This window comes from Leptolyngbya sp. PL-A3, assembly GCF_039962325.1.
Classification (GTDB): Bacteria; Cyanobacteriota; Cyanobacteriia; order Elainellales; family Elainellaceae; genus Vacuolonema.
On sequence record NZ_JAMPLB010000008.1, the window covers coordinates 62185 to 87716 of the forward strand.

A 25532-nucleotide genomic window follows, 5' to 3' on the forward strand; every position below is an offset into this window, starting at 1 on the left:
TCAGCTCCGCTTCGGACGCGACCGCTTCGGCTTTGGAACGACCAATGTCAAACCTCGCTCCAGAAGAGCCACCGCCAGATGCTCGTAAGTGAGTTGTGCACCCCCACGTATTGCTAAATGATGGATCGCGGTTTGAGCGATCGCCCGAATCTCTCCACCCGTCAAAGCAAACTGCTGGGCTAAGACTGACCAGTCAAGCCCTTCGGCTAGAGGAACGGTCTTTGGAAAAGCCCGTTGCCAGAGAACTTGGCGATCGCCCATCGGCGGCTTGGAGAACTGGCATACCGTATCTATCTGTCGTTGCCAGCGCAGGGCAACGGCCTCGGCATAGGTCACACTCAACAGCGTAATCCCTGATCGTTGCCGACGTTGGGTTAGCCATCCTTGCAAGGCCTCGGATGATAGCGGTGATGAGCGCCGTAGCCAAAGTTCTGCCCCTCGGATAAGCAACACAGGCAGATTCTCTTGAGCCAGAGCCTGTAACACGTCAGCGTACTGTTCAGGAGCTAAGGTCGCCAAATCTAACTCGGCTAGTGGGAGATTTAAGCTGTGGGCGATCGCTCCCGCCGCTGTGCGCTTACCCGTACCGGGTGGCCCCGTCAGTAGAGCGATCGCTCCCCGGCCCAGGGTAGCGTCAGGTACAGCAAAGCGCGGCTCCAGCGGAGAAGGGAATGCGAGGGGAATTTCTAGTTTTTTACAAAGCCCCTGAAGATCCTGGAGCAAAGACGCAGGCAAAACTAAATCGTCCCAAACCGTTGACGGAATAGAGCTCACCCAGCATGGGGGAGGTGAAATACTCTCAGAGCTCTCATCAGATTTCCCAAGCACTGCATCTAAATCTGTGTTCAGGGGTACCTCGGCCAGCAGAAAATCAACCAGCCTTGGGGCTAATTGAAGTCGTTGGCTGAGCAACGTTTCAGCAGTTTCTGGAAGGAACCGCAGCAGACCCCGCTTCACAAGGGGTGCCTGGGGACGCAAGCACGATCGAGCAGCACGCCATTCGGCATCGTTACGAGATAGCAACCGGAGGACTAAATCAACCGTCGGCAAATCACTCGTATTTGCATCTGGAGCCCCTTGTAAGAATCGATACAGCTGCCCATATCGCCGATTCACTTCGGGGGCCAGGGCCATCAGTACGAGATTCTTCTCGAACACATCCAGGCCAAGGCGATCGCACAGCAATGGTAATGCCAACACTACCCCCTGCTGCTGACTGGCTCGAATGCGTACTTCTAACTGCTGCTGGTAACGGCCCGACCCGTTTTGAGCAGGGTTCTGGGAGGGTGGCCGATGCTCATCATAAGCCCCCTTTCCCCCATCCAGGGAAATCATGCCCCGCCACCAATGACTGCTGACCCGATCTGCAGCCGTCTGGGCTATTCGATCAACTCCCTGGTTCTCTTTGCGCTGTCGAGAAACCGAAACCATCAAGACCCGATCGAGCCAGCTCAGCTCAGTTTTGAGATAGGCCCAGTTGTCCGTAAAAAAGGAAACACTGACAGGTCCAGGGGACATAATGGCACCTAGCGGGCGATCGCGGAGGGAATGCTTCTAATGTTCCCAGTCTCAGTGGCATTCTCAGCAGCTTAAGCCACTCAACTGAATTAAGCATAACCCCCAAATACTGTGCCACCCACGAGGCAGGCAGCACAGTATTTGGGGGTCATGCTTAATAATGCCCACCCACTTACTTGGATTAAAGCCTTCAGATTTGGTGTACCGGGCTGACCTGGCTGGCTTTCTAGCGCACCACACCTGGAGACTCTATCTCCCCTGATACCTTTTAGAACCCGGAGTCTGAGTGTCAGCAGTCGACCGTGTCTCTCCAGGAAAGCCTGTTGAAGAAATCAAAAACCTACTTCAGGGGATGGATGTATTTGCCTATGTTCATGCCAGAATCATTGTGGTCAATTTTCCGTACATTCACTCAGCACCACTGTTAAGTCGGTGCAAGGAAATTTATGTTTGAGGTCGTTGCCCTCGTTTTGTGGTTATCGATTTTTACAGTGCTACCTGCGGTTGGTGAACAACGCTCCCAATCCTCCTCTCCTCGAGAGGTTGCAGTAACCTTCCGGCGCGATCGCTCTTAAACTAACTGTTCTGAATTCATACGCCTTCGTAACCTTGTACAGTCTACCGAGAAGACTAAGGCACAAAGTTTACCAGACATCCCCAAGAAGCCTGACTAATCAATACTGACCCCTCGTACCGTACGCGATCGGGGACGGCTCGCAGGTGGGGCTTGCTCGATAGTGCGGCTACGCACTTGATGGGGCTGAAAGAAGTCTTGCCACATTGCTGGGGCATCCAGCGTCTGACCACCATGCTGAGTCAACCGTTGCCGCACCTGACACAGCACTGGTGTATTGACGCAAGCTCCAGCCATAATTACCTGGCCTTTCGTTAGGGCCGGAAGTTCTTTCAGCAAGTCTCGTCCAGCCGCCTCGACGCCGTACTTCAGGCTGTCCTGATCGACCGGGTTAACAATTCGCATGATGAATTGACTCATACATTGAGACAATACGTCTGAATCTAATTTTCCAGGACGTTGAGTAATCAGCCCGACCCCCAAACCAAACTTACGCCCCTCACTTAAGATCGTGCGCAAAATCATTTTGCACCGAGAGGGTTCATGGGCTGGAGCAAATCGGTGCGCTTCCTCCAGCAAGATAAACACCGGGTACGGCAGGTAGTTTTCGTCTTGGGGGTCCAGCTTCTCCTTCTGCGTGTTCATACGGGCTTGATTGGCCTGCCGAAGGATCGCTGCACAGATCACTTGCTGCTCCTCCTGGCTAATTTCGTTCATCTGGAGCACCGTCACCTGTCCGGGCTGAAACAAATCTTTGGGAGCTAAATGATCAGCGGTGTGGAAGTAATCAGAGCGGGCTAACTTATCCAGCTTCCACTCCAAGGCCTCGGCAGAACTGCCTTTTTTCTCATTTCCATCCTCATCCTGAGAGCGATCGGCATCAAATACCGCATCCATCAGGTCATTGACACTCCAGCGGCGATCGCCCATCCGGTTACGTAAAATTCCAAATGCTTTGCTGAGGATGGATTGCTGGCGATCGCTCATATTAGGGAGCAGGGTCACCACATCATAAAAGTCCAGGGATGACACCCGAATGCGAATATCCTCAGGTTTGAGAATTTTTACCTGAGGAGCATAGCCATCCTCATCCTGAAACGCAGGGTGACCGCGCAGATCCTCGAGCGTGCCATACTCGCCGTGGGGGTCAAAAATAAGTACTGCTGCTCGATTATGAGGAGCCATCAGTTCTTCAACCAGCACACCAGCGGTATAAGATTTCCCCGACCCAGTCCCCGCCAAGATAGCCATATGAGTACTGACGAGCTCTTTTACATCCAGCACCACTGGGACAGCCCCCTGAGATCGCAGCAACAACGAACCCATGTGTGCCGATCCCACATCTCGCACTTGCCGCCGATTCAGTACATGCCGAAGATACCCGTCGCTCGCAAGGTAGACCTTGGCGCCGGGCTTAGGAGCCACCCGAGGGTTGATGAAGCCTAAACGGACATCAAAATAGCCGATGACATCCACGGTCACTTCATAAATCTCTGGATTGGGGTGAGCAAACCCTACTAATGCCGCAATCGTCTCTGGGCTAATTTCGGTATCCGCAAAAATACGGTCAGGCAAATGGTCGATCAGACGGCGCGCCGATATTTTCCCTAAAATCTGGTGGGTTTCATCCGTTTCATCCATCCCGCCCACCTGATAGCAGACGAATTCCCCCACCTTGACATAGCGATTATCCGCTGTGATGAAGACATACTGGTTGCCATTCTCACCCGGACCCTTCACCGTTCCAATCGTTAAGGTAGAGGAATCATTCACGTGGTTGAACTGGTCGCTTGCCATACCCGCTCTCGCCTTACCTCGGTACTACTCTCATGTTTAATTTTGTATCTCTCTAGAGACAGATTACTCAAAAGCTAAAACGTGCATTAAGACACGGTTTCCTTAAAAGAGACATCCACCGTTGAGATCCCCGAAATCTTTAGCCAATCTTTCCCATAAACGTAGAGAATTCACGGATAACCGTCTGTTTTGAACCGTGTAGTCTAGGCATGACAGCCCATCTACTTGCTACTAAGGATCACCATCTAGGGCACCGCTCGATCAGCTGCAGCTCTACATCAGTTACTGTTGTCTCCCTCGTCTGGTAGACCGTCGATATTCTGACGTAACTGCCGCAATTCATATCGTTCCTTGCAGACATAATTGGTGCAGCTGCCCAGGAACAACTGAGCTACCTGCAACATTACGACAAGATCAGGCGTTCTGTTCGATTTTGTCCAAAAATCTATGCTTCTGAAAGACCTTCCCTAGCGACTCCCTATTTCTCTAGTGCAGGCTTTATCTATTTTTCTGGCTTCTTTGATGGTTTACTCAAATTTCCAACCCAACTTTAGACATCAGGCCAATATGGGCTATCTATCAGTTTCTTGATATAGCCAGGTTCGTGGGTTTCGGGTTACCTGGTTATCTTCGTGAGGTCGTTTCTTCTGGCTATGGCACAGCAATCCTTTGCATCTAGCTCGTCACCGTCCGCCAGAACTATCCCTGGAGCGTTACCCACTGACCTGCCTGTTGTCGTATTTGAGCCCGACCTGCTGAAAATGTTGCGTACCAGCAAAACCCCTATAGCGGTCGCCAACACTCTTCTTAGCCGGGCTCATCGCTTTCTACAGATGGATGTATGCCTGCTTGTTGTCACTAGCTTGCACCATTCTTCCCCCACAACCCTGATGTGGCGTCCAGGCGAAGACCTTCAGCCAGTACCGCTGTTCCCTCTAACCCAAGCCATTCTGGAACGACTCGAAGCACTCCCTTTTCCGGGGCTGGGAGAGCCTCTAGCCATTTCCGATATGCAGGAGTGGCTTGGCCCTGAGCGCCATAGCCTGCAATGGGGGAACCCTCCCCAGACCGATGCAGCTAACCCTGCTCAATCCCAAAATTTGGAGACTTGCCCGTCTGCATTAATCTCCAGAGCCCACTATCAGGGAAAAACTAGTGGAACGCTCATTGTGTTGCGTTCTCAATCGCATCCGTGGACCGAAATGGATATGCAAGTTTGCCACACTCTCGCAACACAGATTGCGATCGCCCTTTCCCAAGGACATCTCCAAAACCAAATCGAGCAGCAGCTTCAACAACAATCCTTGATCTATCGGCTGGTTGAAGTGATTCGCGAGGGCTGGGATCTAGAGCGCATTTTTGAACTGGCTGTCGACGGGCTGGTCAATCTCCTGCAGGTGAGCCGGGGGATGGTGCTGTCGTTTAAGTACGCTGATCCTCAACTCAAAGGTCGTCCCCTGGATGGGATTCCCCGCACCCGTGCCACGGTTGACTATCTCTACTCCTCCATCCATCTGCCACCACCAGAGGAAACAGGTCTTTCCACCTGGCTCAACCACTCGTTCCAAATATCAGACTGCGCCATTGGTCGCCAAATCATCTCAGCTGTAGAAAGCCCAGTGGTCATCCCACCCGTAGGGGCTTGCCCTGAAGACTATTCAGGAAACTATGGTGAATTTATCCAGACGGTTTCTCCGCTGCTGGATCTCAGGCTGATGCCCGCTCTGCTCGTCATGCCCCTCGAACATCAGGGGATTGGGTTAGGGTGTTTGATATTGCAACAGCAGCAGTACCGGAGTTGGCATCCCGACGAACTAGCTCTGGTGCGGTTGGTCGCCACTCATATTAGTACGGCGATGATTCAGGCAAAAACCTTGCGCAAAGTGCAGGCTTTAGTCGATGAACGGACAGCCCAACTACGCCATAGTCTCGATGTGCAGGCCAAGCTGTACGAGAAAACCCGGCAGCAAGTAGAGCAATTGCAACGCATGAATCAGGTGATGGAGGAATTCCTCAGCACGGTTAGCCATGAATTGCTTACCCCGTTGACCAGCATGAAAATGGCTATCCGGATGCTAAGAGAGGCGCCTCTAACAACGGAACAGCGCGATCGCTATCTCTCCATCCTGGATCGCCAGTGTACGCAGGAAACTCATCTGATTCGTGACCTGCTTACCATTCAGAAAATCGAATCTCAAAATACAGAACTGCAACTCCATCAAGTCGACCTGCAGTATCTCATTCGCGATCTGCAGCAGTCCTGGGAAGAGCCCCTTACCACGCAAGGGCTCACCTTCCAAACGCATCTGCCCGAGCGCCCCATCCTTATGCGCACAGATCCTGAGAGCTTGCATCGTATTCTAAATGAGCTGATGGCCAACGCGCAAAAGTACAGCCAGCGGGAGAGCACCATCCGCATGCAGGTTGTCGTAGAGTCATCTAATACAGTGCCTCAGGTCACGCTATCTCTCTGGAATACGGGTATTGGGATTATGCCAGATGAGCTCTCGATGATATTTGAGAAGTTTCGTCGGGGACGGGAAGCTATTCATCAAGCCATCCCAGGAATTGGTCTGGGTTTGGCTTTAGCACGTGGATTAGCGGCCCATTTAAGTGGAGCGATCGCCGCTACCAGCACCCCTATTCCCAACTCAAAAGCCTGGGAAACTTGTTTTATCCTGACCCTGCCATTATCTCCAGAGTTGGTATGAATAATGGGCACAGATCACCTTTAACCCTTTGAGCTCTGGATTTCAGAGGGGTGGCACACGGACAAAGCCCATTTCACGTTGTTTGATAATCTGTACTTCTATATTGTTGATGGTGTTGTTCCATGAGTGAGACTGAGTTCCCCGTTGCTAATCGGCCTGAGGAGCCCACTTATGAATGCGAAGCTTCTGATCTGGATGGCGACGAGCTAAGTAGGGAAGTGGCTGTCCATACAGAGCAGCTTGAGGGGCGACGGCGGCGGATCTCTGCAGAGTTGCCGTTGCCCTACTCCTGTCAGCAACTATGGCAAATTCTCACAGACTATGATCACCTGGCAGACTTCATTCCTAGCCTGACCAAGAGCCAGCGAATTGACCATCCTAGTGGTGGCATTCGAGTTGAGCAGGTAGGAGCAGAGACATTTCTACGCTTGAAGGTGTGTCTGCGGGTCGTGTTGGATATGGTAGAGAGCTTTCCGAACGAGATACAGTTCTCGATGGTTGAGGGGGATCTCCGGCAATTTACCGGAGCCTGGCAATTGACACCTCAACCAGAAGCCCGTGGTACCGTATTACGCTATGTAGTCACAGTACAACCCGGCCGAGCTATTCCCATCAGTATTATTGAGCGCAATTTGCGACACAATTTAGTCCGAAACCTATTAGCCATTCGTCAGCGAGCCGATGTTCTGTTCAACAACTCCCTGTAGTTTTGGCATTGCTGAATAGGGAAATGGTATTGAGGTCTCACCCCAATACCATTTCCCTTTTGTACTTAACCTCAGTTCGGGATAAGCTGAAGTGCTCATTTTGGTGTGTACTATGTGAACGCCAAGATGGGCGTTTTCGAGTGCCGCGGCGCGGCACTCGAAAACGCCCTTAACCCGAACTCAGGTTACTTAACCCTGTACTGGGTGACTCCGTAAGAATTGATATTAGAATCGGTGGCCTAGCCCAAGCTGAACGCGGACGGGATTCATTTCCTGACTGCTGGTGGGGTGGTAGCGCACATCTCCGTAAACCACAACACTGCGGTTGATTGCCGCTTCGACACCCGTGCTGAGGACAACTCCGTCGCGATCGCCCAGTACTGTCTGTGCCCCAGGTTGTACCAGGGCATATCCGGCTCCTGCATATACATTTGCGCTACTCCCAACAGGGACGTCATAGGACAGCATCGGCATTACTGCTTCAATGTCATCCCCTAAAACAACAGCCCCCCGAATGGATACTGGGAAACCTTGCACATCAATACGGGTTTGAAGATTGCGCTGTCCCGTATGGCCTGAGGAATTCCGCGAGCCCTCAACCTGATCCTCAACCCAGGCGCGAGAACTTCCAGTACCGAGCAGGCTGCCTAGGCTCTCTCTCATGTTAGAACCATCTACCGTAGCTCCCAGATAACTTCCTTCCAACCCATGCGTCTGGGTACGAATTTGGGGCTGAGTTTGACCTTGCGTTTGGGCGATCGCGGCCTGTTCCCCTAACCCTACTACCCCGAACCCGAGCCCAACCAAGAACCACAACCACCGCTTTTCCATCATGAATTCCCTACAATGCCTAACCCGGCAGAAATCGAACACAACACCCGCCACATTCTGTTTTCTGGCCAGGGCACTCGTTAATTTACGCCCCTGAAGCCCCTTGCTCAGGGCAGTTTAAGAAGATTCAGGGGAACAGCATCACTGTTGCGATCGTCGCTCTCTGCATTTGAACTGATATTCTTTCAAGAGCTATAAAATGGGTTCCCCAAAAGCCGTTTTATAGCTCTAAAGGCCATAAAAAAATCCCCCGATGACGGATCGGGGGATCAGGAGAATTATGCTTGCTGCATCAGATGATGGCGCACCGCAGCCGCACAGTGGCACCTCTGAATCATTAGGCTTGTCGAGAGTAGTACTCAACAACCAACAGTTCGTCAATATTGAGGGCAACCCATTCTCGCTCAATGGTGCTGGTCACCCTGGCGGTTAGCTTAGCTTTATCAAACTCTAAATGAGTTGGAACGTTGGCCAGACCGGGGTATTGCAGGTTTTCTTCTACCAGCTTACGAGACCGTTCCGTGGAGCTCACACCGATTTCTTCACCTGCCCTGATTTGGTAGCTGGGCACGTTAACCCGCTTACCATTGACGGTGATGTGGCCGTGGCTCACCAACTGCCGAGCCGCAGGAATGGTAGGAGCCATACCCAAGCGGAAAATGGTGTTGTCCAAACGCATTTCAAGCAGTTGCAACAGAATCTGACCAGTAGAACCGGGAGTTCTGCGAGCTTTGCGGACATAGCGCAGCATTTGACGCTCGCTGACGCCGTAGTTAAATCTCAGTTTTTGCTTTTCTTTCAGTCGTCGAGCATATTCAGACTCTTTACGACGAGCTGCCCCATGTTGACCGGGGGGGTTGGTTCGCTTGCCAGACTGCCGCCGATCTTTGCGGGTCAGACCGGGAAGAGTGTCCGTTCCGGTACACAAGCGACGAACGATGCGGAGGCGAGGGCCTCGATAACGCGCCATCTAACGTTTTCTCCTAGAAGTGTCCACAAACAATTCATGATAGCAGGGTTTGCCAGAAGAAAGAGGAACACTCAGAAGAATTCAGCAATTCTATTGTGAGCTCTAAAGCTCAAAAACCACTCGCCTGAGACAAGCGGTTTTTGACTTGATTTCAAGAGGAGAATTGCTGAGCCGAATCAGTTATTTAGGCACAGCGGGTTAGTATTAAACCAGACGGACCACTCAATCCACCCCAAGGGACTATTCCAAGACAACCGGAACTGTTTAACTAACCTTGAGGTCCAGAGCATAAAGGGGATAGGAACAATATTAACTTTTTCTAATACCCAAAATAGCTTTACATACAGAAAACGAATAGTTGAGCATTTCATGATAAAAGCAGACGCGGAATCCTGGGGTTCTAGGCTAAGATACGAAGCTGGAAATCAAGACTGACAACTGAGTTACAAGGCTGCCTCTGGAGTTGGGTGCAATTCCTTGAAGGTAGAATAAGTCAGCGATCCCACGTTCATAAGGAATTTGAAAATTTAATGATGGTTAAGGAAGCTGTTGTGAATTCATCAGTTGCGCATCCTATGTCTAAACTCCAGAGACAGGTGCGCTCCCTGGTCGAGTCAAAGATGCTGAAGCCCAACGATCGCCTCTGGAAAATTGCGCTCCTCTACGGCGATGAGTGGGCTTACTGGAAGCACGAGCTGGAAGAGTTTGAATTTACCATGCGAGATCCCATCAGCGATTTGCTGGCTGTGGAAACCTGGGAAGAAGAGTAATTTTGGTGAAAGGGTCAGTGTTCGACGCCATGCTTGAACACTGACCCACGTTATATAGGCTGCCGTTGCAGTATTTTCAGAATGTTCATACCTGTCTAAGAGATAGGGGTTGGTCTTTCAAAACCTACTCTCTATTGCCGATGCCTTAGACCATTTAAAAAACTCTCGATAATGCCTAATACTGAACGGCGGAAATCAACTCATGTTTATAGATGAGGGGTGCTTTGCTCCATCTCCAAACATAGGTTAATCTCTGCCGTTTAGTACTACGTTGATTGAGTTTTGTAGAAGAGATAATTCTTTCATAAGACTCAATCGAACTAAATTCTGAACTACCCCCGGGGTAGTTTGGCTAGATTTGGACGTACTCTGGCTCGCACAACAACAGCAGTAATGTTGTCATGGCCATTATGAGCATTTGCCAAATCGATCAAAGCATTCACGCCTTGCTCCAGATTGACCTGGGTACTGAGCAACGGCTCTATATGGCTATCACAGTATTTTTCGAGTAGATCGTTATCGGTCAGCCCGTCTGAGCACAGCAGGAGCAGCAAATCCTCATTCAGCTCAAGGAATTGCACATCAGGATTTACGAATTGCTCATCCCGAGGGCCAAGCGCCTGAGTGAGTTGGTAGGCATCAGGACGGGCATAGGCGATCGCCGCTTCTACCCCCCGCTGAATTTCCCGCTGGCCAACTTCATGATCTACTGTCACCTGCTCTAGTCCCGAGCGGCGGCTAAAACGGTAGAGACGGCTATCCCCAACGTGGGCGATCGCCACTTGCGTCCCATGAACCAGCACCAACACTAGCGTGGTGCCCATGCGCCCACTACCTGAGCTGTCATTTTTCTGGTTCATCTCGTAGAGGGCACTGTTAGCAACGCGGATCCCCTCACGAATAACAGCTTCAGAAGGCATTTCATCAGCCCAGTTCTGAGCGAAATAATCACGTAGGGTTTGGGCAGCCATTTCGCTAGCGACCTCCCCACTAGCATGCCCCCCCATACCGTCACAGAGGATGTAGAGCCCTTTTACCTGAAGCTTACGCTCGGTGATACTTTCGCTCTTAATGGCTTCGGTTTGAATGCAGAAAAAGTCTTCGTTGTGGTCTCGCTGTCGCCCAACATCGCTACGTCCGGCTTCTTCCAAACTGACCAGAATCATCGGAAGCACAATAGTGGGAATGTCATCACTCTCGCCCACTGGGTCATCCTCATCTGAATCGTTTAATTCAAGACGGGTAGCGCCCATGACCACATTAGTATCTGGGACATCTGAAGCTACTGGAGCTACTGGCTCGACCTCTGCGTATTTCAGCATGGGCTGGGTTGTGTCTTCAGATACGTCCGCTCTGCCAGCGGGTGGGGTAGGAATGGTATTCAGCTCCTCAGGAGGATTTTGTAGCGCCAGGGCGATCAATTCCAGTTGCGATCGCAAAACCTCTGAGGTCGCGACCAGCTCGGCAATCATATCGGTGCAAAGCTGGTTTAGAGCCTGAATGGAAGGATGATCCCCGTAAGTTGCGAGCAGCTGTTGCCAGAACTGCCCGAGTCGCTTCAGGCTGGCATCATCCACGGAGGTGTCTTCAAAGAGCCGCTGCAAATAGAGAAGTTGGTCTTCATCGATCCGCAGATTCCCCGGTTGCAGCAAGCTATCTCCATAGCCTCGGGGTTGCAGAGCCGTCCACAGCTCTGCCATCTGGTGAAAGAGATGAAGAATCTGGAAAGGCGCCAGGGGCTGCTGTTTCCAGACATCAATCATAGGCAGCAAATACTGGCGGTCCTCCAGCAGGACAATGATCAGATTGCCTTCTTCCCAAGCATCGCGGACCGTTGGTAAGGATGGATACAATTGCTGCTCCAGTTCCAGGTAATCCAGAGCAATCGTGGGGATCGGATACTCTTCTGATGTGGAGGTGGACACTCCCTCCGTTGGCAGATCCTGTTCCTTGCAAAGCAGATCCAGACGAGAGGGGCGCAGGGGTTGGCAATCGAGCACCCGCACATCGGCCCCGACGGTTCCTATAGTCGCTACAGGTAGGGGTTCTAGCAGTTGATAGCGCTGTTCTTTATCGAGGTACTCCGCTCGGGGGAAGCTATCGGATTGCCCCTCGGACTGGACAGCGTTATTTCTACTTTGCACCACAGCTCGCCAAAATGTCCCTGTAACGGCATGACATTTTGGGCAAGCTTCCAGGTCTACTGGCACCATTGCGCCGCAAGACAAACACTTCCGCTCTGTCAGTGAAGTGCCACACTTCTGACAGAACCTGTTGTTGTCTGGGTTCTCAAATTGACATTCCAGGCAAACGAGCATGTCGGGGATTCCTTACACTTATCCCAGCTATGGATACCGGTGCAGACACTCCTCCAGGAGCTTAGCGGATTTGTTCTGTAGAATAGCTCAGGACTGCTCAGCACATGCCCTGGAGAAGATCAGACCGTGCGATCGTCGCCTTTCAGATCACAGTGGGTCATTATCTTAAGCCTACACGAGGTACCCCAAACCTGTATCTGTTAGCGTACCCATTGCACTTCTACAGCACAACATTCCTTCTTGATCATCGCCGTCTTTTGACATTTTGAACCATATCAATTTGCAACAGCTTTACATCGGCGGGAGAAAGATAACGCCATTCGCCGGGTTGTAGCCCTGTGAGTCGGAGGTGGGCGATCGCCACTCGCACCAACCGCAACGTCGGAAATCCCACGGCTGCCGTCATTCGCCGCACTTGCCGGTTACGTCCCTCTGTCAATGTCATCTCCAGCCAGGCCGTTGGAACATTCTTACGGAACCGGATCGGAGGTTCTCGGGCCGGCAACTCCGGTTCCTCACATAACAAACGTACTTTAGCTGGACGGGTACGATAGCCGCGAATCACAACGCCCTGCTGCAGTTGATCCAAAGCCGCCGCATCAGGAACTCGTTCAACCTGCACCCAGTAGGTACGGGGGTGGGCGTACTTAGGGTCTAGCAATTGATTTTGTAACTTGCCATCATCTGTAAGCAGCAGTAACCCCTCACTATCGCGATCCAGCCGTCCAACAGGGTAAACATCTGGGACGGGAATGAAATCCTTTAGGGTACGGCAACTCGCTCCAGCAGCCTCATCTGATGGCATATCAGGACGGCTGAACTGAGTTAACACATCGTAGGGTTTGTAGAACACAAGATAGCGGTAAGGCACAAAACTCCAAGGTCTGGCTCTATCATCAGGCCCAATTATTTAACAGGAATTGCAACGAAATGCTGCGTTTTCTAAAACATTTGTTGCGCGGATTTAAGAGAGATTGAGTCGACCTCCTCAAAAAGGAAAACACCCTTTACGCTGATCATCTAATACGTCTGGTTACTCGGTGGGATTGCCATGGATAAGATACAGAGATATCGCGTTTTTTGCACGCTTTCTTTCGGAGATATTTACGGGCAGATTGTCGTCTGGCTAGTGGTTATTTTCTTGAGCCTCGCGAGTGCCATGGCATTGTTAGGAAGTAGCCGCCCTATCTATGCTTTGGCAACAGTAGGACTAATTCTGGTGCTGTCTTTGCCGTTCCTACTATTTGCATTTGTAACGACTCTACTGAACCATATTGAATTTAAGACTGTTGACCCGGCTGACGAAAAGCGGACGACATCTCGTTCATCGAACTCTGGCCAGCGTCCAGCTCAGCTTGCTAGCTAACACTTTCAGTGTAATTTTGTGTACCGTCACCTTACAGAATCAACCTGAAATAAACCCTCTGAATTTTTTATAAAAAGCTCTCTATCCTACGGCAGAGAGCTTTTTTTTGCGACACGATAGAGGTAGTGATGCAAACCCGCCATGCCGGGTCTGACTTTATTCGTTTTCGTTCTTCAGAATTTTCCCCTCAGCATGATTGAACACGACGTCATTATCATTGGTGGTGGCCTGGCGGGATCACGGGCTGCTGTTGAGATTGCCCGCACCGATCCACGGCTCAGCATTGCGGTCATCGCCAAAACTCATCCCATTCGGTCCCACTCTGTAGCAGCTCAAGGGGGCATGGCTGCCAGCCTCAAGAATGTGGATACCGAAGACACCTGGGAAGCCCATGCCTTCGACACCGTTAAAGGCTCTGATTATCTGGCGGATCAAGATGCAGTGGCCATCCTGACTCAAGAAGCCCCGAATGTGGTGATTGACCTGGAACACATGGGGGTCATGTTTTCCCGCTTACCCGATGGCCGCATTGCTCAGCGCGCCTTTGGCGGTCATTCCCATCGACGTACGTGCTATGCCGCCGACAAAACAGGCCATGCCATTTTGCACGAGCTCGTCAATAACTTGCGGCGCTATGGCGTTACCATTTACGACGAGTGGTATGTGATGCGGCTGATCGTCGAGGATGGCCAAGCGAAGGGCGTTGTCATGTTCCGCATTGAGGACGGACGCTTAGAAGTGGCCCGAGCTAAAGCTGTAATGTTTGCCACAGGGGGTTATGGCCGGGTTTATAACAGTACCTCCAATGACTTTGCTTCCACAGGCGATGGGTTAGCTATGACTGCGGCTGCTGGGCTTCCCCTCGAAGACATGGAATTTGTTCAGTTCCATCCCACGGGGCTATATCCAGTTGGGGTGTTGATTTCGGAAGCAGTGCGGGGGGAAGGAGCCTACCTGATTAACAGTGAAGGTGAGCGCTTCATGGAGCGGTATGCCCCAAGCCGCATGGAACTGGCTCCCCGTGATATTACCTCACGAGCCATTGTGAAAGAGATCCGGGCAGGGCGAGGCATTCACTTGGATGGTAGTGCAGGTGGACCATTTGTTCACTTAGATGTGCGTCACCTTGGGAAAGAGCGGATTATGAGCCGCATTCCTTTCTGTTGGGAAGAGTCTCATCGCTTGGTTGGGGTGGATGCGGTGCATGAGCCGATTCCTGTGCGTCCTACCGTGCATTACTCGATGGGCGGCATTCCCACTAACACAGATGGGCAGGTGCGGAGCAGCCCAGAGGGACTTGTAGACGGATTTTTTGCGGCGGGGGAAGCAGCCTGTGTCTCGGTACATGGAGCTAATCGCTTAGGCAGTAACTCGCTACTGGAGTGTGTCGTGTATGGGCGGCGGACAGGAGCGGCGATCGCCCGCTATGTCCAGAACCGCAAGCTCCCTGAAATCCATGAAGCCTATTACATCCAGGAGGCTAATCAGCGAATTCAAACCCTCTTGGATAGCCGAGGGAAAAACCGGGTATCTACTGTGCGGCAAGCATTTCAGGATTGTATGACCGACCATTGCGGCGTATTCCGAAATGAATCGGTCATGCAAGAAGGGCTGATTCGCCTGCAAACAGTACGAGAGCAAGCTGCCGATGTCTATCTGGATGATCGAGGCAAACTTTGGAACTCGGACTTAATTGAAGCGTTGGAGCTGCAAAGCCTACTCACCGTAGGCGAGGTCATTCTTACCAGTGCCCTGAACCGTCAGGAAAGCCGAGGTTCCCACTCCCGAGAAGATTTTCTGGAGCGAGATGATGGTAAATTTTTGAAACACACCCTGGCCTACTATTCGCCAGCGGGGATTGAAATTCGGTATTTCCCCGTGACGATCGCCCAATTTCAACCGCAGGAGCGGAAGTACTAAGGGAGCTGGATTGTGCGTGATAGCGCGCGCAATCCAACCCTCTAGAGTCTTGTCAAAGTTAAGGGTTGGGCAACCAGCCCTTAAATTCCAATGCTAGTGCGTGTTTTAAAGCTTACTGGGAGAGTTGTTTTTCGTGCGCTTTGCACCCAAAAACAATGTTAAAACAGACTCTAGTAAATTCCTCAAGGCCAGAGGTGGTATCGAAGACCACGTTGGTGAAGGCAGACCACCCATATGACCATCGGTACGCGACTGCAGCAAGATTTTCGGTATTTGTTTCAAGGATTTATTAATAGCCTGGTGATGGTGATATTGGCAGGGTTGGCGATCGCTGCCCTAACCCTACTGCTATTGGCGATCGCCCCCGGCAGCATTGGCGAAACCCTGCGCACACTCATTCCTCCCTCACAGCTCATGGCCTGGATGTTATTTGGGGCCATTGTGGAGATTGCCAGCCTCTGGCTCCTACCCCGATATGGGCTGTTTCCTCAGCGTCTAAGCAAGCGATTGTGCTGGTTTACAGGCATCATAACGGTCGTTTCGATGGTGCTGTCAGTCTTGCTCTCAGCAATCACTTAATCCCCACATTTAATCCTTAAAAAAGAGGGTGGAAGATTCGCTTCCACCCTCTTTTTCAACCCAATGGATGAGCGGGATAAGCATAAATTCTGACGTAGGTACATTTCCAAAGTTTATCCGGGAATCATACAAGATGTAATGGATCAGAAAATGGCGGCCTGAGCCGTCTCACAAACATGTGTTCTTTAATACATGCCGTTGTTGGTTCATGATGACGATGTGATGCACAAAGTCGGCTAAATAGTTGTCCAGAGTACGCTTGCGATTGCGCCGTCTGATAAGGATAATTTTCTACGTTTAGCCTTTTCAGAAAATACTCAGCCTGGCTGCATCTGTCATCTCCCTATTCCTTAGTGCATATGTTTTTCTCCCATCTCTTATTCGCTTGATGCCGCTTGGTCTTGTTGGCTTATGGAATCTACCGACATTAAAATTTTGCCCCTTCTTCTGTTATTTTTGGCGATCGCCCTGGTTGCGTTTCTGATCCCACTGGAGCCTACCTCTGTAGGGGTAATGACTCCTTTCCATCGGAGCTTTCAGGGGTTCTATGGTGGTGAGCCTACCGATTGAATATGATGCATGAGATTCTGATGGTGGGAACGCTGCCAATAACGTTCTCGCCATCAGAATCTCATGCACTCGCCCATAGCAAAGCGCTATAGGTGGAGTGAAGCACTCCACCTATAGCGCTTTGGGATTGAAGCAGCTACGGTTGCTTTTGTAAGAACCGCGCGGAGCACAGCTCTCACAAAAGCAACCAGATTTTAAACGCTTAAAAAGCGCTATAAAACACCCTGTATTGCACTCCAATCAGGAGACGAGGCGCGAAACGCTGCGGGAATCGGCTTGTATGTGCCGATTACGGTTATGCATGCGGGTCGCCATATGATTTGTAGGGATCTCAACAATAAAGGTGGACCCCTTGCCTGGGGTAGACTCACATTTGAGGCTTCCCTGATGCTGTTGCACAACGGTTTGATAGCTGACCGCCAATCCTAATCCATTACCCCGGCCTACTTCTTTAGTGGTGAAGAAGGGGTCAAAGATTTTGCTCTGAATTTCGGGTAGGATGCCACAACCGTTATCACTCACGCGAATTTGCACCCAAGAAGACCCTTCAACTCGGGGAGGGCAAAGCGTTGTCGTAATTGTGATGCAGGGGTTGCCGGTCTTCGCATCTTCCAGCGCTTCAGCAGCATTGATAATCAGGTTCATAAAGACCTGATTGAGCGCAGACGGAAAGCACTCCACCAGGGGTAATTCGCTGTAATGTCGGTGAATGGCGATCGCCGGATGCAGTTGATTGCTCAGAATCGCCAACGTACTGTTCAGTCCGTCATGAATATCAACGACTTTGCAGGAGGCTTCATCTAACCGGGCAAAGTTACGAAGAGAGGTGACAATCTCGCGAATCCGGGCAGACCCATCCTTCATGGATTGCAGAAGGCGAGGCAGGTCCTGCCTCAAGAAGTGCCATTCAATCTCCGCCTCTAAGGTTTGTAACTCCGACGCCTCTGCCCCCCCCTGCGATTCGTAATGCTCCACGAGCCGGAGCAAATCGGTCATATATCGCTCTACATAAGGGATATTGCCGTAAATGAAACTCACAGGATTGTTCAGTTCATGGGCGACCCCTGCCACAATCTTTCCCAGACTCGACATTTTTTCACTCTGGATTAATTGCGCCTGGGCCCGCTTGAGGTCTTCCAAGGCTTGAGCCAGATGGCGAGCCTGAGCCGTACTGGCATGAGCCTGTTGGCGAGTTTGATGGTAGAGGTGAGCCTGCTGAATCGAAATAGCCAGTTGATTAGCAACCGCCTGGGCCAGATTCTGGTCATCTCTCGACCAATGGCGGATATGGTTGCACTGGTTGAGGTACAGGATGGCGTAGAGCTGCCCGCTGGTTTGTACCGGCACCACTAGCGAAGACTTGATTTGGGCCTTCTGATACTCGGCATTATCAGCACCAATACGGCCATCTCGGGTAATGTCTGAGATCACAACCTGTCGCCGATGCTCAATCACCCAACGGGTAATCGGGCCATTGGTATCAAAGTCAGTGATAGACGGGGGAAAAGGTTCGCGGCACGCCTCAAACAGGTGCTTGCGACGAAACACATTGGAATCGACAGCAGATGGGGTGCTATCCATGCTGCGCTCATCGTCCTCTGCAACCGACTCCACCAGATGCACTAAGCACCGATCGACCGCTAAGGCTTCCAGAAGTTGAGCGATCGCCTCCGGCAAAATCTTTTTCACATCCAGGCTGAGACGGGTTTGGGTAGTGATGTGATTCACCAGTTTCTCGCGCTGAGCCTGCTTTTGGGTGCATTCGTAAAGCTGGGCCTGGCGAATGGCGATTTCGAGCTGTTGGGCGATCGCCTGCATAAAGTCCAGATCGGCAGCTGACCAGCGCCGGGGACGATTGACCAGACACACAATAAACCCAATCGAATCTTCCTGACCCAACACGGGGACCAACAGTGTGACCTGTTGCCCAAACAGGCGAAGATTCTCTCGCTGCCCGACAAAAACACTCGGATTGAGGAGAAACCCTGCATGCCCGGTGGTCGATTTGCGCCCTCGACCCACCAACCACTGACCCTGCCGGACCAGTGGCGCAATACCCCCCAAATCGTGAAGGCTGTAATGCCCCAAGCAGGATTGTGTTGCCTGAGATTGGGAGTACTCACCGACCACCTGCACCCGTTGCAGCTCGTGAAAGTACCAGAAAAACAGACAGCGATCGATTTCCAGCAGTTCTCCGACTTCCTCAACAGCTGTTTGTAGCACCACGTCCAATTGGAGTGAGTTACGGATGCGGTCAACAATGTAGCGTAACGAAGCAGCACGCCTTGGCAGAATGCCCAATGTAGAGCTTCGCCAATTCAGAAAGCGGGGGAGAAGTGACATTACAGGGAACAGGATTGCTGAATTGTAATAAGACCAAATTTAGGGAAACAGCTTTCCACCGTAGACATCGAGAAGTACGGAAAGCTCGGCTAGCGACACCCTGCTTTTGCCGAAGGCACTTATCCCTTAAAGGATTATCTGCGTGACTGTGGATTTTCTGTAACCGTTCGATCTTTTTAGAACTTTTCTCTTCCTTAGGACAGAGAGCACTTCCAACTTGTATACCAATGCAGATAGTTGTCTACGTGCAGAATAAAAAGACTTCATCAATTCTTCACACTAAGCGACCCGGGTTTAAGTCGCTTAACGTGAAGGTAAAGCCTTATGAGCCAAAGAACTTGAGCATTTCATCCAAACCCTAGTATTTTCTCTAGGCTCTCTAAAAAGCCTTTAGAGGGCTAGTTTTTTCCAATTATGTGAGGAAAAATGCCAGCCCTTCCTCATTACTTTGGGATGGATTCTGAAAAACAGGCTTTCGCTCAACGCTAGCCAGTGTAAAAGTTTGGGGGATTTGTCGTGTGATGCGATCGCTCAAAATCCCTCCTATGTGATTCAAATCACTCAAGTGGGTGCCCTAGATCACCCACTATCCCTTTGTAGGATCACCCGAACATTCCCCTAGAATCACCAAGTGCTTCATCGTTTGATCACCAGGTTTATCCGGGTTTCCCGTCATAGTTATAGGTGTTGATGCCCACCCCCAAAGTTATGATCCCTGTTGCTTTCCCGACTAATGGTTTTCAAGAGATTGCCCGACAAGTACTGAGCACCCGCAGACTGACCCGTGCCCACCAGTCCTATTTCATGACGGCAGCCCTGTCCTCCAACAGCCTGAGTGAGGACGAACTGGCTACCCTCGATCGCCTTTTTCATGCCGTACAGCGTGGTTTAGTGCGAGTTGTAGATTAAATGTCAATTGTGAGCTGCCAGGTTCAGTAGAGTAGAAGCACTGAACGACGACACACTGGCATGACTCACCCACCCACCCTCATCCTGCGCCAGGGACAGTTGCTCTCTCCCACTGGCCCCAGCGACTGTGTAGATATCGCCATTGAGGCGGGACGGATCACCGCGATCGCCCCCCATTTACCCCAATCTGCCGAAGTGGAGCTGAATGTGCAGGGGCAAGTGATTAGCCCCCCCTTCGTGGAATCTCACATTCATCTCGACTCCGCTATGACCGCCGGGGAACCTCGCTGGAACCAGAGCGGCACCCTATTTGAGGGGATTGAAATTTGGCGCGAGCGGAAGCAATCCCTCACCCTTGAGGATGTGAAGGAGCGGGCGATCGCCACCCTGAAACAGCAAGCCATGCAAGGTGTCCTGTTCGTTCGCAGCCATGCCGATGTGAGTGAACAGACCCTCACCGCCCTCAAAGGCCTACTCGCCGCCCGCGACGCCGTGAAGGATTGGATCACGCTTCAAGTGGTAGCCTTTCCCCAGGATGGCCTTTATGGTGGCCCTCAGAATGAAGCTTTGATGGAAGAGGCCATGCGCCTTGGAGCCGATGTCGTCGGCGGCATCCCCCATTATGAATTGACACGGGAGGATGGGGTGCGCTCCATTCACCGCATTTTTGAATTGGCGGAGCAGTACGATCGCCTGATTGACGTTCACTGTGACGAAATTGACGACGAGCAATCCCGCTTTCTAGAAGTTTTAGCGGCCTGTGCCATTCGTACAGGAATGGGTTCCCGCGTTACGGCCAGCCACACGACTGCGTTTCACTCCTATAACAACGCCTACGCCTTCAAGTTGATGGGTTTCTTACAGCGCACCAGCCTCAACTTTATTGCCAACCCTCTGATTAACATTACGCTTCAGGGTCGAGCCGACACGTACCCTAAACGGCGGGGCGTCACACGGGTGAAGGAACTCTGGCAATTGGGACAGAATGTCAGCCTGGGCCATGACTGTATCCAGGACCCCTGGTACTCCCTGGGTACAGGCAACATGCTGGATGTGGTCAACATGGCGATCCATGTTTGCCAGATGACGGGCATCCCAGAAATTGATGCCTGCTACAACATGGTTACCTGGAATGGGGCAAAGACCCTCCAGGTAGAGCCGGAGTATGGCATTGAAGTGGGCAAACCCGCGAATTTGATTGTGCTGGATGCAAGCGATCGCTACGACGCCATCCGTCGCCGCGCCACAATACGCTATGTCATTTCCCAGGGTAAGCTGATTGCTCAGACCACACCTCCAACCCCTCAATGGCAGGGGCCAGAAGAGGTGCAATCAGTTTTTGATCAAACTGGATTGCTCGTGTAAGTCTGGCCCGACGCGGAGAAATCCCCGGCAGGGGCGGGTTTTGCCATTTTCCTAACTGCACCACCAAGGATGACATTCAAACCTACCCTTGCGATCGCCTCTCATGACGATTTTTGCAGGGGCATAGTCATCAGGTTCATGCAACAGGCAAACAGTCATAGCTAAACCCGCCCCTACATTTCCTCCAAAGAATTTTACGAGGTGCGCGTTGCGATAAAGGTAGCCTGCGAGAATGAATGGGTATTGAACGTGTGATAGCCCTATCGTGACGTCTCCCCGTGCTGGATATACCTTGCCCGTCTTTGCCTGTGCGGCGGCGATCGCTGCTCTCCGCTGGCTCCAGGAGGATTTGCGACGACTCAACACAGTTTCCCTGGATCTCGTCAATCCGGCAGAAACCGTTGAGATTCCAATTGAACAGGTAGCCCGACTCGGCCCTCATTCTGCATTGGGGATCAGCCGCAGTGATCCTGGCGATAATGTGGATATGACGCGAAACACCCCAATCTGGGCAATCGTAGAGCGCTTATCAGAGCAGGCTCTTGGAGAAAAGTTGACGATTCGGGGGGGAGAAGGCATCGGTTGGATTACAGCAGAAGAGCGGCCTGCTATCTACCGCTACGCACAACAGGTCATGGAGGCAAATCTGCTGCCGCTGCTGGGGGAGCACGATCGCATCACGGTCACCATCATTCTGCCCGAGGGGCGATCGCTGGCTCAGCGCACCTCCAATGCTGCTTTTGGCGTTGTAGAAGGATTATCGCTGCTTGGCACCTCAGGTCTCTCACAGCCGTTGAGTGCGCCTGACCAATTAGAGGCTTTCCGTGAAGACGTGCGATCGCGTCCCCATCGTGGCTGCCTGGTGTTTTGTATTGGTGAGAATGGGTTGAGCCTGGCACAGCAGATGGGAGTTCCGGCGACCCGCCTGGTCAAAACAGCTAACTGGCTAGGGCCATTACTTGTGGAAGCAGGAATGCAAGGAGTGGAGCAAATTCTGCTGTTTGGTTACCACGGCAAGTTAATGAAGCTGGCCGGGGGCATTTTCCACAGCCATCACCATGTTGCTGACGGGCGGCGGGAGGTGCTGACCGCTTTTTGCGCCCAAGTAGGGCTCTCCCCAGAAAATCTCCAGAAAATCTTCAGTTGTCAAACTGCCGAAGCCGGGCTGGCTCATTTACGATCGCTAGATACCGCCATCGGCAGTTGCTGGGTGGATAGGGTATACGGAGCGATTGCCCAGGAGGTTGACCATCGGGCCGCTGACTACATCCGTAAGCATGCGGAACGAACGGTTTTAGTGGGATCTGTGTTATTTGGAGGCGATCGCCAGGTGATTGTTGTGAGCAAAACCGGATCGGCGATATTAACCAAGTTTTGTTAAGATGTTCCAAATAACTTGTTCGTCACAAACACTTTAAACTTACATTTGCATCGCGCTTAAGTCGTAGATCGCGCGGAGCTAAAAATTTTACAGCTTGGTTTTACCAATTTCCCTTTGATTGCCCCCGTTGTTTTTGGCGGCGGGCCGTTTTCTGAACCGTTTGGTTCACTCGTGGGCAGCAACTGCCCACTTAACCCGAAGAGACATCTATCAGGATTTAGCCACTGTGACTGCTCACCTCGAAACCCGGGACACTGACTCTCCTTCGCTGGAGACCTCCGAGCCTTTAAACCGTCAGAACATCATTATTTTGGACTTCGGTTCGCAGTACTCCGAACTGATTGCACGCCGTATTCGAGAAACCCAGGTTTATTCAGAAGTTCTGTCCTATCGCACACCCATTGAAGAGCTGGTCCGGATTGCTCCCAAGGGTATTATTCTTTCCGGTGGCCCTAGCTCTGTATATGACCCCGGTGCCCCTGTTTGTGACCCCGGTATTTGGGATCTGGGGATTCCTGTGTTGGGGGTCTGCTATGGCATGCAGTTGATGGTGCAGCAATTGGGCGGTGCCGTCGAACGGGCAGAGCGAGGCGAATACGGCAAAGCCTCTCTGCTCATTGACGACCCCACTGATTTGCTGACCAACGTAGACGATGGCTCAACCATGTGGATGAGCCATGGCGACTCCGTGATGGAGATGCCCGAAGGATTTCAGCTGTTGGCTCACACGGACAATACGCCGGTGGCCGCGATCGCCCACCACGAGAAGAAGTTTTACGGCGTCCAATTCCACCCGGAAGTGGTGCATTCTATGGGTGGGCAGGCTCTCATTCGCAATTTTGTCTACCACATTTGCGAGTGTCAGCCGACCTGGACAACAGCCGCGTTTGTAGAAGAAGCAACCCGCGAAATCCGTGCCAAGGTTGGAGATAAGCGCGTTCTGCTGGCTCTCTCGGGTGGCGTTGATTCCTCGACCCTGGCGTTTCTGCTGCACCAGGCCATTGGGGATCAGCTCACCTGCATGTTCATCGATCAGGGCTTCATGCGAAAGCTAGAGCCAGAGCGCTTGCTGAAGCTATTTAATGAGCAGTTCCACATTCCGGTGCATTATGTGAACGCGCGGGAGCGGTTCTTGAACGCGATCGCTGGAGTCGACGATCCCGAAGAAAAGCGCAAGCGCATCGGTCACGAGTTCATTCGAGTCTTTGAAGAAGAATCGAAGCAGCTTGGCCCCTTCGACTACCTGGCACAGGGCACCCTCTATCCTGACGTGATTGAGTCTGCTGATACCAACGTGGACCCCAAAACCGGAGAGCGGGTCGCCGTCAAAATCAAGAGCCACCACAACGTCGGAGGTTTGCCTAAGGATCTGCGGTTTAAGCTTGTAGAACCGCTGCGGAAGCTGTTTAAAGATGAGGTGCGGAAGGTAGGGCGCTCTATTGGTTTACCCGACGAGATTATCAACCGTCATCCCTTCCCCGGCCCCGGTCTAGCCATCCGTATTCTGGGCGAAGTGACCGAGGAGAAGCTGGACATCCTGCGAGACGCTGACCTGATTGTGCGTCAGGAAATCAACCGCCATGGAGTCTATAACGACTACTGGCAGGCCTTTGCGGTCCTTCTACCGATCCGTAGCGTAGGGGTCATGGGCGACCAGCGCACTTATGCATACCCCATCGTGTTGCGTATTGTCACCAGCGAAGATGGTATGACGGCTGATTGGGCACGGGTTCCCTACGATCTGCTGGAGCTAATGGCAAATCGTATTGTGAATGAAGTGCGGGGGGTCAACCGGGTGGTCTACGACATCACCTCTAAGCCCCCTGGCACCATCGAGTGGGAATAAAATTTCACCGTCACTTTCTCAGCGATCACCTGTACTAGATACAGGTGATCTTTCTTTCCACAGGCTCCTGTGGAAAACTCCCCACAACCTGTGGAAAACTTTCCACAGGTTGTGGAGAAGATGATTCAAAAACTTATTTTCCTTGCCGGTGCATAATCGTGCCGTTTACGGAAAGTGCTCTTATATCAAGCTTTGTAGCTTATGCGCTAGTGCAGGCTGTCTCCAATGTAAAGCGAACTGAAGTTTAGTTCTTTTTATGGGAGCCTGTGAAAATCTCAGAAACATTTCATGTAAATTTCCCCATAGAACCCTCTATCACGGGAGCATTTGCTTCTATGATTCATTGATGTGGGGTTATGCAGGGGAGATAGTTCATTGAGAAATATCTATAAGTACTGGAGAGCGATCGCCAGCGATGACAGTTTTCTTTCCCTGCTAAAAGGAACGGAAAGCTTAGTCGCAAAATTGCTATCGCTGGGAATGATCGTCGTTCTGATCGTAGCCAGCGTCGATTTATGGCGTGTCATGATCCGCCAGCTTGTGTTTGAAGAGCCCTACGGCTCCTTCACCTCCTCCCTACTGGAAATTTTTGGCTTGTTTCTGAACGTGCTGGTCGCCCTAGAGGTTCTGGAGAATATTTCTGCATACCTCAAAAAGCACGTTGTGCAAGTCGAACTTGTGATTGTGACATCCCTCACAGCCGTTGCCCGGAAAATTATCATCCTCGATTCCAAGTCGACCACTGGGGTAGAGCTAATTGGGTTAGGTGTTGCAGTTTTAGCTTTGGCAGGCGGTTATTGGATCGTTCGGCATTCCAACCGCCACGATCGCAACCAGAATTCTGAACACGACCAGAATCCCGATCACTCCGACCACGATTAACAAAGACAGGACTCAAGCATTTGTGTTGTGCGGGGTGCTTAGCATCCGCACAACACAAATGCTTGAGTTTTTATCCTGACGACGGTAGCGATCGCTATAGTTTGTAGTTAGCTGACTCGCCTATTGCTCTCTCGCTTGAGCAGAACTCTTTGCGCGAATCATTGCGCCGTTGTCA

21 protein-coding genes are annotated in these 25532 nt (G+C 51.6%); 13 read left to right on the forward strand and 8 right to left on the reverse strand.

What is annotated here, in order from left to right; all coding sequences use genetic code 11:
* The gene (locus NDI52_RS08625; protein ID WP_190771729.1) at nucleotides 1-1518 is read right to left on the reverse strand and encodes an AAA family ATPase; all 1518 of its coding nucleotides are present in this window, start codon (nucleotides 1516-1518) and stop codon (nucleotides 1-3) included.
* A 446-nt stretch (nucleotides 1519-1964) separates the two neighbouring features.
* Between NDI52_RS08625 and NDI52_RS08630 the strand changes: the two genes are divergently transcribed.
* Nucleotides 1965-2093, forward strand: coding sequence for a hypothetical protein (locus NDI52_RS08630; protein WP_277874367.1), 129 nt, complete (start codon nucleotides 1965-1967; stop codon nucleotides 2091-2093).
* A gap of 95 nt (nucleotides 2094-2188) precedes the next feature.
* Here NDI52_RS08630 and NDI52_RS08635 read toward each other — a convergent pair whose 3' ends face one another.
* A complete protein-coding gene (locus tag NDI52_RS08635) occupies nucleotides 2189-3889 on the reverse strand; it encodes a DUF87 domain-containing protein (protein ID WP_190771728.1) in 1701 nt (566 codons plus the stop codon).
* Between the two features lie 278 nt (nucleotides 3890-4167).
* Complete coding sequence (locus tag NDI52_RS08640; RefSeq protein WP_277874841.1) at nucleotides 4168-4293, reverse strand: hypothetical protein; 126 nt, start codon at nucleotides 4291-4293, stop codon at nucleotides 4168-4170.
* A gap of 249 nt (nucleotides 4294-4542) precedes the next feature.
* On the opposite strand from NDI52_RS08640, the gene NDI52_RS08645 reads away from it, so the two are divergent.
* Both NDI52_RS08645 and NDI52_RS08650 read left to right on the forward strand, forming a co-directional pair.
* A complete protein-coding gene (locus NDI52_RS08645) occupies nucleotides 4543-6600 on the forward strand; it encodes a GAF domain-containing protein (RefSeq protein ID WP_190771727.1) in 2058 nt (685 codons plus the stop codon).
* Between the two features lie 122 nt (nucleotides 6601-6722).
* A complete protein-coding gene (locus tag NDI52_RS08650) occupies nucleotides 6723-7307 on the forward strand; it encodes an SRPBCC family protein (RefSeq protein ID WP_190771726.1) in 585 nt (194 codons plus the stop codon).
* A gap of 225 nt (nucleotides 7308-7532) precedes the next feature.
* Here the strand turns inward: NDI52_RS08650 and NDI52_RS08655 are convergent, their stop codons facing one another.
* Together NDI52_RS08655 and rpsD are read right to left on the reverse strand one after the other, a co-directional pair.
* The gene (locus NDI52_RS08655; protein ID WP_190771725.1) at nucleotides 7533-8141 is read right to left on the reverse strand and encodes an outer membrane beta-barrel protein; all 609 of its coding nucleotides are present in this window, start codon (nucleotides 8139-8141) and stop codon (nucleotides 7533-7535) included.
* Between the two features lie 334 nt (nucleotides 8142-8475).
* Complete coding sequence (gene rpsD, locus NDI52_RS08660; protein ID WP_190771724.1) at nucleotides 8476-9108, reverse strand: 30S ribosomal protein S4; 633 nt, start codon at nucleotides 9106-9108, stop codon at nucleotides 8476-8478.
* A 551-nt stretch (nucleotides 9109-9659) separates the two neighbouring features.
* Here rpsD and NDI52_RS08665 point away from each other — a divergent pair.
* Entirely contained in the window at nucleotides 9660-9878 is a 219-nt protein-coding gene (locus NDI52_RS08665; protein ID WP_190771723.1) for a DUF4327 family protein, read from the forward strand.
* A 332-nt stretch (nucleotides 9879-10210) separates the two neighbouring features.
* Here NDI52_RS08665 and NDI52_RS08670 read toward each other — a convergent pair whose 3' ends face one another.
* Together NDI52_RS08670 and NDI52_RS08675 are read right to left on the reverse strand one after the other, a co-directional pair.
* A complete protein-coding gene (locus NDI52_RS08670) occupies nucleotides 10211-12196 on the reverse strand; it encodes a serine/threonine phosphatase (RefSeq protein ID WP_190771722.1) in 1986 nt (661 codons plus the stop codon).
* A gap of 244 nt (nucleotides 12197-12440) precedes the next feature.
* Nucleotides 12441-13067: a pseudouridine synthase gene (locus tag NDI52_RS08675; RefSeq protein WP_190771721.1), complete on the reverse strand. Its 627-nt coding sequence runs from the start codon at nucleotides 13065-13067 to the stop codon at nucleotides 12441-12443.
* Nucleotides 13068-13247: 180 nt separating this feature from the next.
* On the opposite strand from NDI52_RS08675, the gene NDI52_RS08680 reads away from it, so the two are divergent.
* The 4 genes from NDI52_RS08680 to NDI52_RS08695 all read left to right on the forward strand — a co-directional run bounded on the left by NDI52_RS08680 (nucleotide 13248) and on the right by NDI52_RS08695 (nucleotide 16631).
* Entirely contained in the window at nucleotides 13248-13562 is a 315-nt protein-coding gene (locus NDI52_RS08680; RefSeq protein ID WP_190771720.1) for a hypothetical protein, read from the forward strand.
* Nucleotides 13563-13754: 192 nt separating this feature from the next.
* On the forward strand, nucleotides 13755-15482 hold the full coding sequence (locus tag NDI52_RS08685) for a succinate dehydrogenase/fumarate reductase flavoprotein subunit (RefSeq protein WP_190771744.1): 1728 nt from the start codon (nucleotides 13755-13757) through the stop codon (nucleotides 15480-15482).
* 234 nt (nucleotides 15483-15716) lie between these two features.
* On the forward strand, nucleotides 15717-16061 hold the full coding sequence (locus NDI52_RS08690) for a hypothetical protein (protein ID WP_190771719.1): 345 nt from the start codon (nucleotides 15717-15719) through the stop codon (nucleotides 16059-16061).
* 411 nt (nucleotides 16062-16472) lie between these two features.
* Nucleotides 16473-16631 carry a hypothetical protein gene (locus NDI52_RS08695; RefSeq protein ID WP_190771718.1) on the forward strand — a complete coding sequence of 53 codons (159 nt, stop codon included), beginning with the start codon at nucleotides 16473-16475 and terminating at the stop codon, nucleotides 16629-16631.
* Between the two features lie 240 nt (nucleotides 16632-16871).
* Here NDI52_RS08695 and NDI52_RS08700 read toward each other — a convergent pair whose 3' ends face one another.
* On the reverse strand, nucleotides 16872-18974 hold the full coding sequence (locus NDI52_RS08700) for a GAF domain-containing protein (protein WP_190771717.1): 2103 nt from the start codon (nucleotides 18972-18974) through the stop codon (nucleotides 16872-16874).
* 690 nt (nucleotides 18975-19664) lie between these two features.
* On the opposite strand from NDI52_RS08700, the gene NDI52_RS08705 reads away from it, so the two are divergent.
* The 5 genes from NDI52_RS08705 (at nucleotide 19665) to NDI52_RS08725 (ending at nucleotide 25357) form a co-directional block, all read left to right on the forward strand.
* Nucleotides 19665-19883, forward strand: coding sequence for a hypothetical protein (locus NDI52_RS08705; RefSeq protein WP_190771716.1), 219 nt, complete (start codon nucleotides 19665-19667; stop codon nucleotides 19881-19883).
* A 60-nt stretch (nucleotides 19884-19943) separates the two neighbouring features.
* On the forward strand, nucleotides 19944-21248 hold the full coding sequence (gene codA, locus NDI52_RS08710) for a cytosine deaminase (protein WP_190771715.1): 1305 nt from the start codon (nucleotides 19944-19946) through the stop codon (nucleotides 21246-21248).
* A gap of 265 nt (nucleotides 21249-21513) precedes the next feature.
* Complete coding sequence (gene cbiD, locus NDI52_RS08715) at nucleotides 21514-22629, forward strand: cobalt-precorrin-5B (C(1))-methyltransferase CbiD (protein ID WP_190771714.1); 1116 nt, start codon at nucleotides 21514-21516, stop codon at nucleotides 22627-22629.
* A gap of 226 nt (nucleotides 22630-22855) precedes the next feature.
* The gene (guaA, locus tag NDI52_RS08720; protein WP_347280016.1) at nucleotides 22856-24475 is read left to right on the forward strand and encodes a glutamine-hydrolyzing GMP synthase; all 1620 of its coding nucleotides are present in this window, start codon (nucleotides 22856-22858) and stop codon (nucleotides 24473-24475) included.
* 375 nt (nucleotides 24476-24850) lie between these two features.
* Nucleotides 24851-25357 (forward strand): phosphate-starvation-inducible PsiE family protein, encoded by a 507-nt coding sequence (locus NDI52_RS08725; RefSeq protein ID WP_206754911.1) that lies wholly within the window; start codon nucleotides 24851-24853, stop codon nucleotides 25355-25357.
* The last annotated feature ends 175 nt before the right edge of the window (nucleotides 25358-25532 follow it).

What these genes read in the sequence shown, in the direction of transcription:
- NDI52_RS08625 (WP_190771729.1), bottom strand. Translation starts at nt 1,518, where the DNA reads ATGTCCCCTGGACCTGTCAGTGTTTCCTTTTTTACGGACAACTGGGCC.
- NDI52_RS08630 (WP_277874367.1), top strand. Translation starts at nt 1,965, where the DNA reads ATGTTTGAGGTCGTTGCCCTCGTTTTGTGGTTATCGATTTTTACAGTG.
- NDI52_RS08635 (WP_190771728.1), bottom strand. Translation starts at nt 3,889, where the DNA reads ATGGCAAGCGACCAGTTCAACCACGTGAATGATTCCTCTACCTTAACG.
- NDI52_RS08640 (WP_277874841.1), bottom strand. Translation starts at nt 4,293, where the DNA reads ATGTTGCAGGTAGCTCAGTTGTTCCTGGGCAGCTGCACCAATTATGTC.
- NDI52_RS08645 (WP_190771727.1), top strand. Translation starts at nt 4,543, where the DNA reads ATGGCACAGCAATCCTTTGCATCTAGCTCGTCACCGTCCGCCAGAACT.
- NDI52_RS08650 (WP_190771726.1), top strand. Translation starts at nt 6,723, where the DNA reads ATGAGTGAGACTGAGTTCCCCGTTGCTAATCGGCCTGAGGAGCCCACT.
- NDI52_RS08655 (WP_190771725.1), bottom strand. Translation starts at nt 8,141, where the DNA reads ATGATGGAAAAGCGGTGGTTGTGGTTCTTGGTTGGGCTCGGGTTCGGG.
- rpsD (WP_190771724.1), bottom strand. Translation starts at nt 9,108, where the DNA reads ATGGCGCGTTATCGAGGCCCTCGCCTCCGCATCGTTCGTCGCTTGTGT.
- NDI52_RS08670 (WP_190771722.1), bottom strand. Translation starts at nt 12,196, where the DNA reads ATGCTCGTTTGCCTGGAATGTCAATTTGAGAACCCAGACAACAACAGG.
- NDI52_RS08680 (WP_190771720.1), top strand. Translation starts at nt 13,248, where the DNA reads ATGGATAAGATACAGAGATATCGCGTTTTTTGCACGCTTTCTTTCGGA.
- NDI52_RS08685 (WP_190771744.1), top strand. Translation starts at nt 13,755, where the DNA reads ATGATTGAACACGACGTCATTATCATTGGTGGTGGCCTGGCGGGATCA.
- NDI52_RS08690 (WP_190771719.1), top strand. Translation starts at nt 15,717, where the DNA reads ATGACCATCGGTACGCGACTGCAGCAAGATTTTCGGTATTTGTTTCAA.
- NDI52_RS08695 (WP_190771718.1), top strand. Translation starts at nt 16,473, where the DNA reads ATGGAATCTACCGACATTAAAATTTTGCCCCTTCTTCTGTTATTTTTG.
- NDI52_RS08700 (WP_190771717.1), bottom strand. Translation starts at nt 18,974, where the DNA reads ATGTCACTTCTCCCCCGCTTTCTGAATTGGCGAAGCTCTACATTGGGC.
- NDI52_RS08705 (WP_190771716.1), top strand. Translation starts at nt 19,665, where the DNA reads ATGCCCACCCCCAAAGTTATGATCCCTGTTGCTTTCCCGACTAATGGT.
- codA (WP_190771715.1), top strand. Translation starts at nt 19,944, where the DNA reads ATGACTCACCCACCCACCCTCATCCTGCGCCAGGGACAGTTGCTCTCT.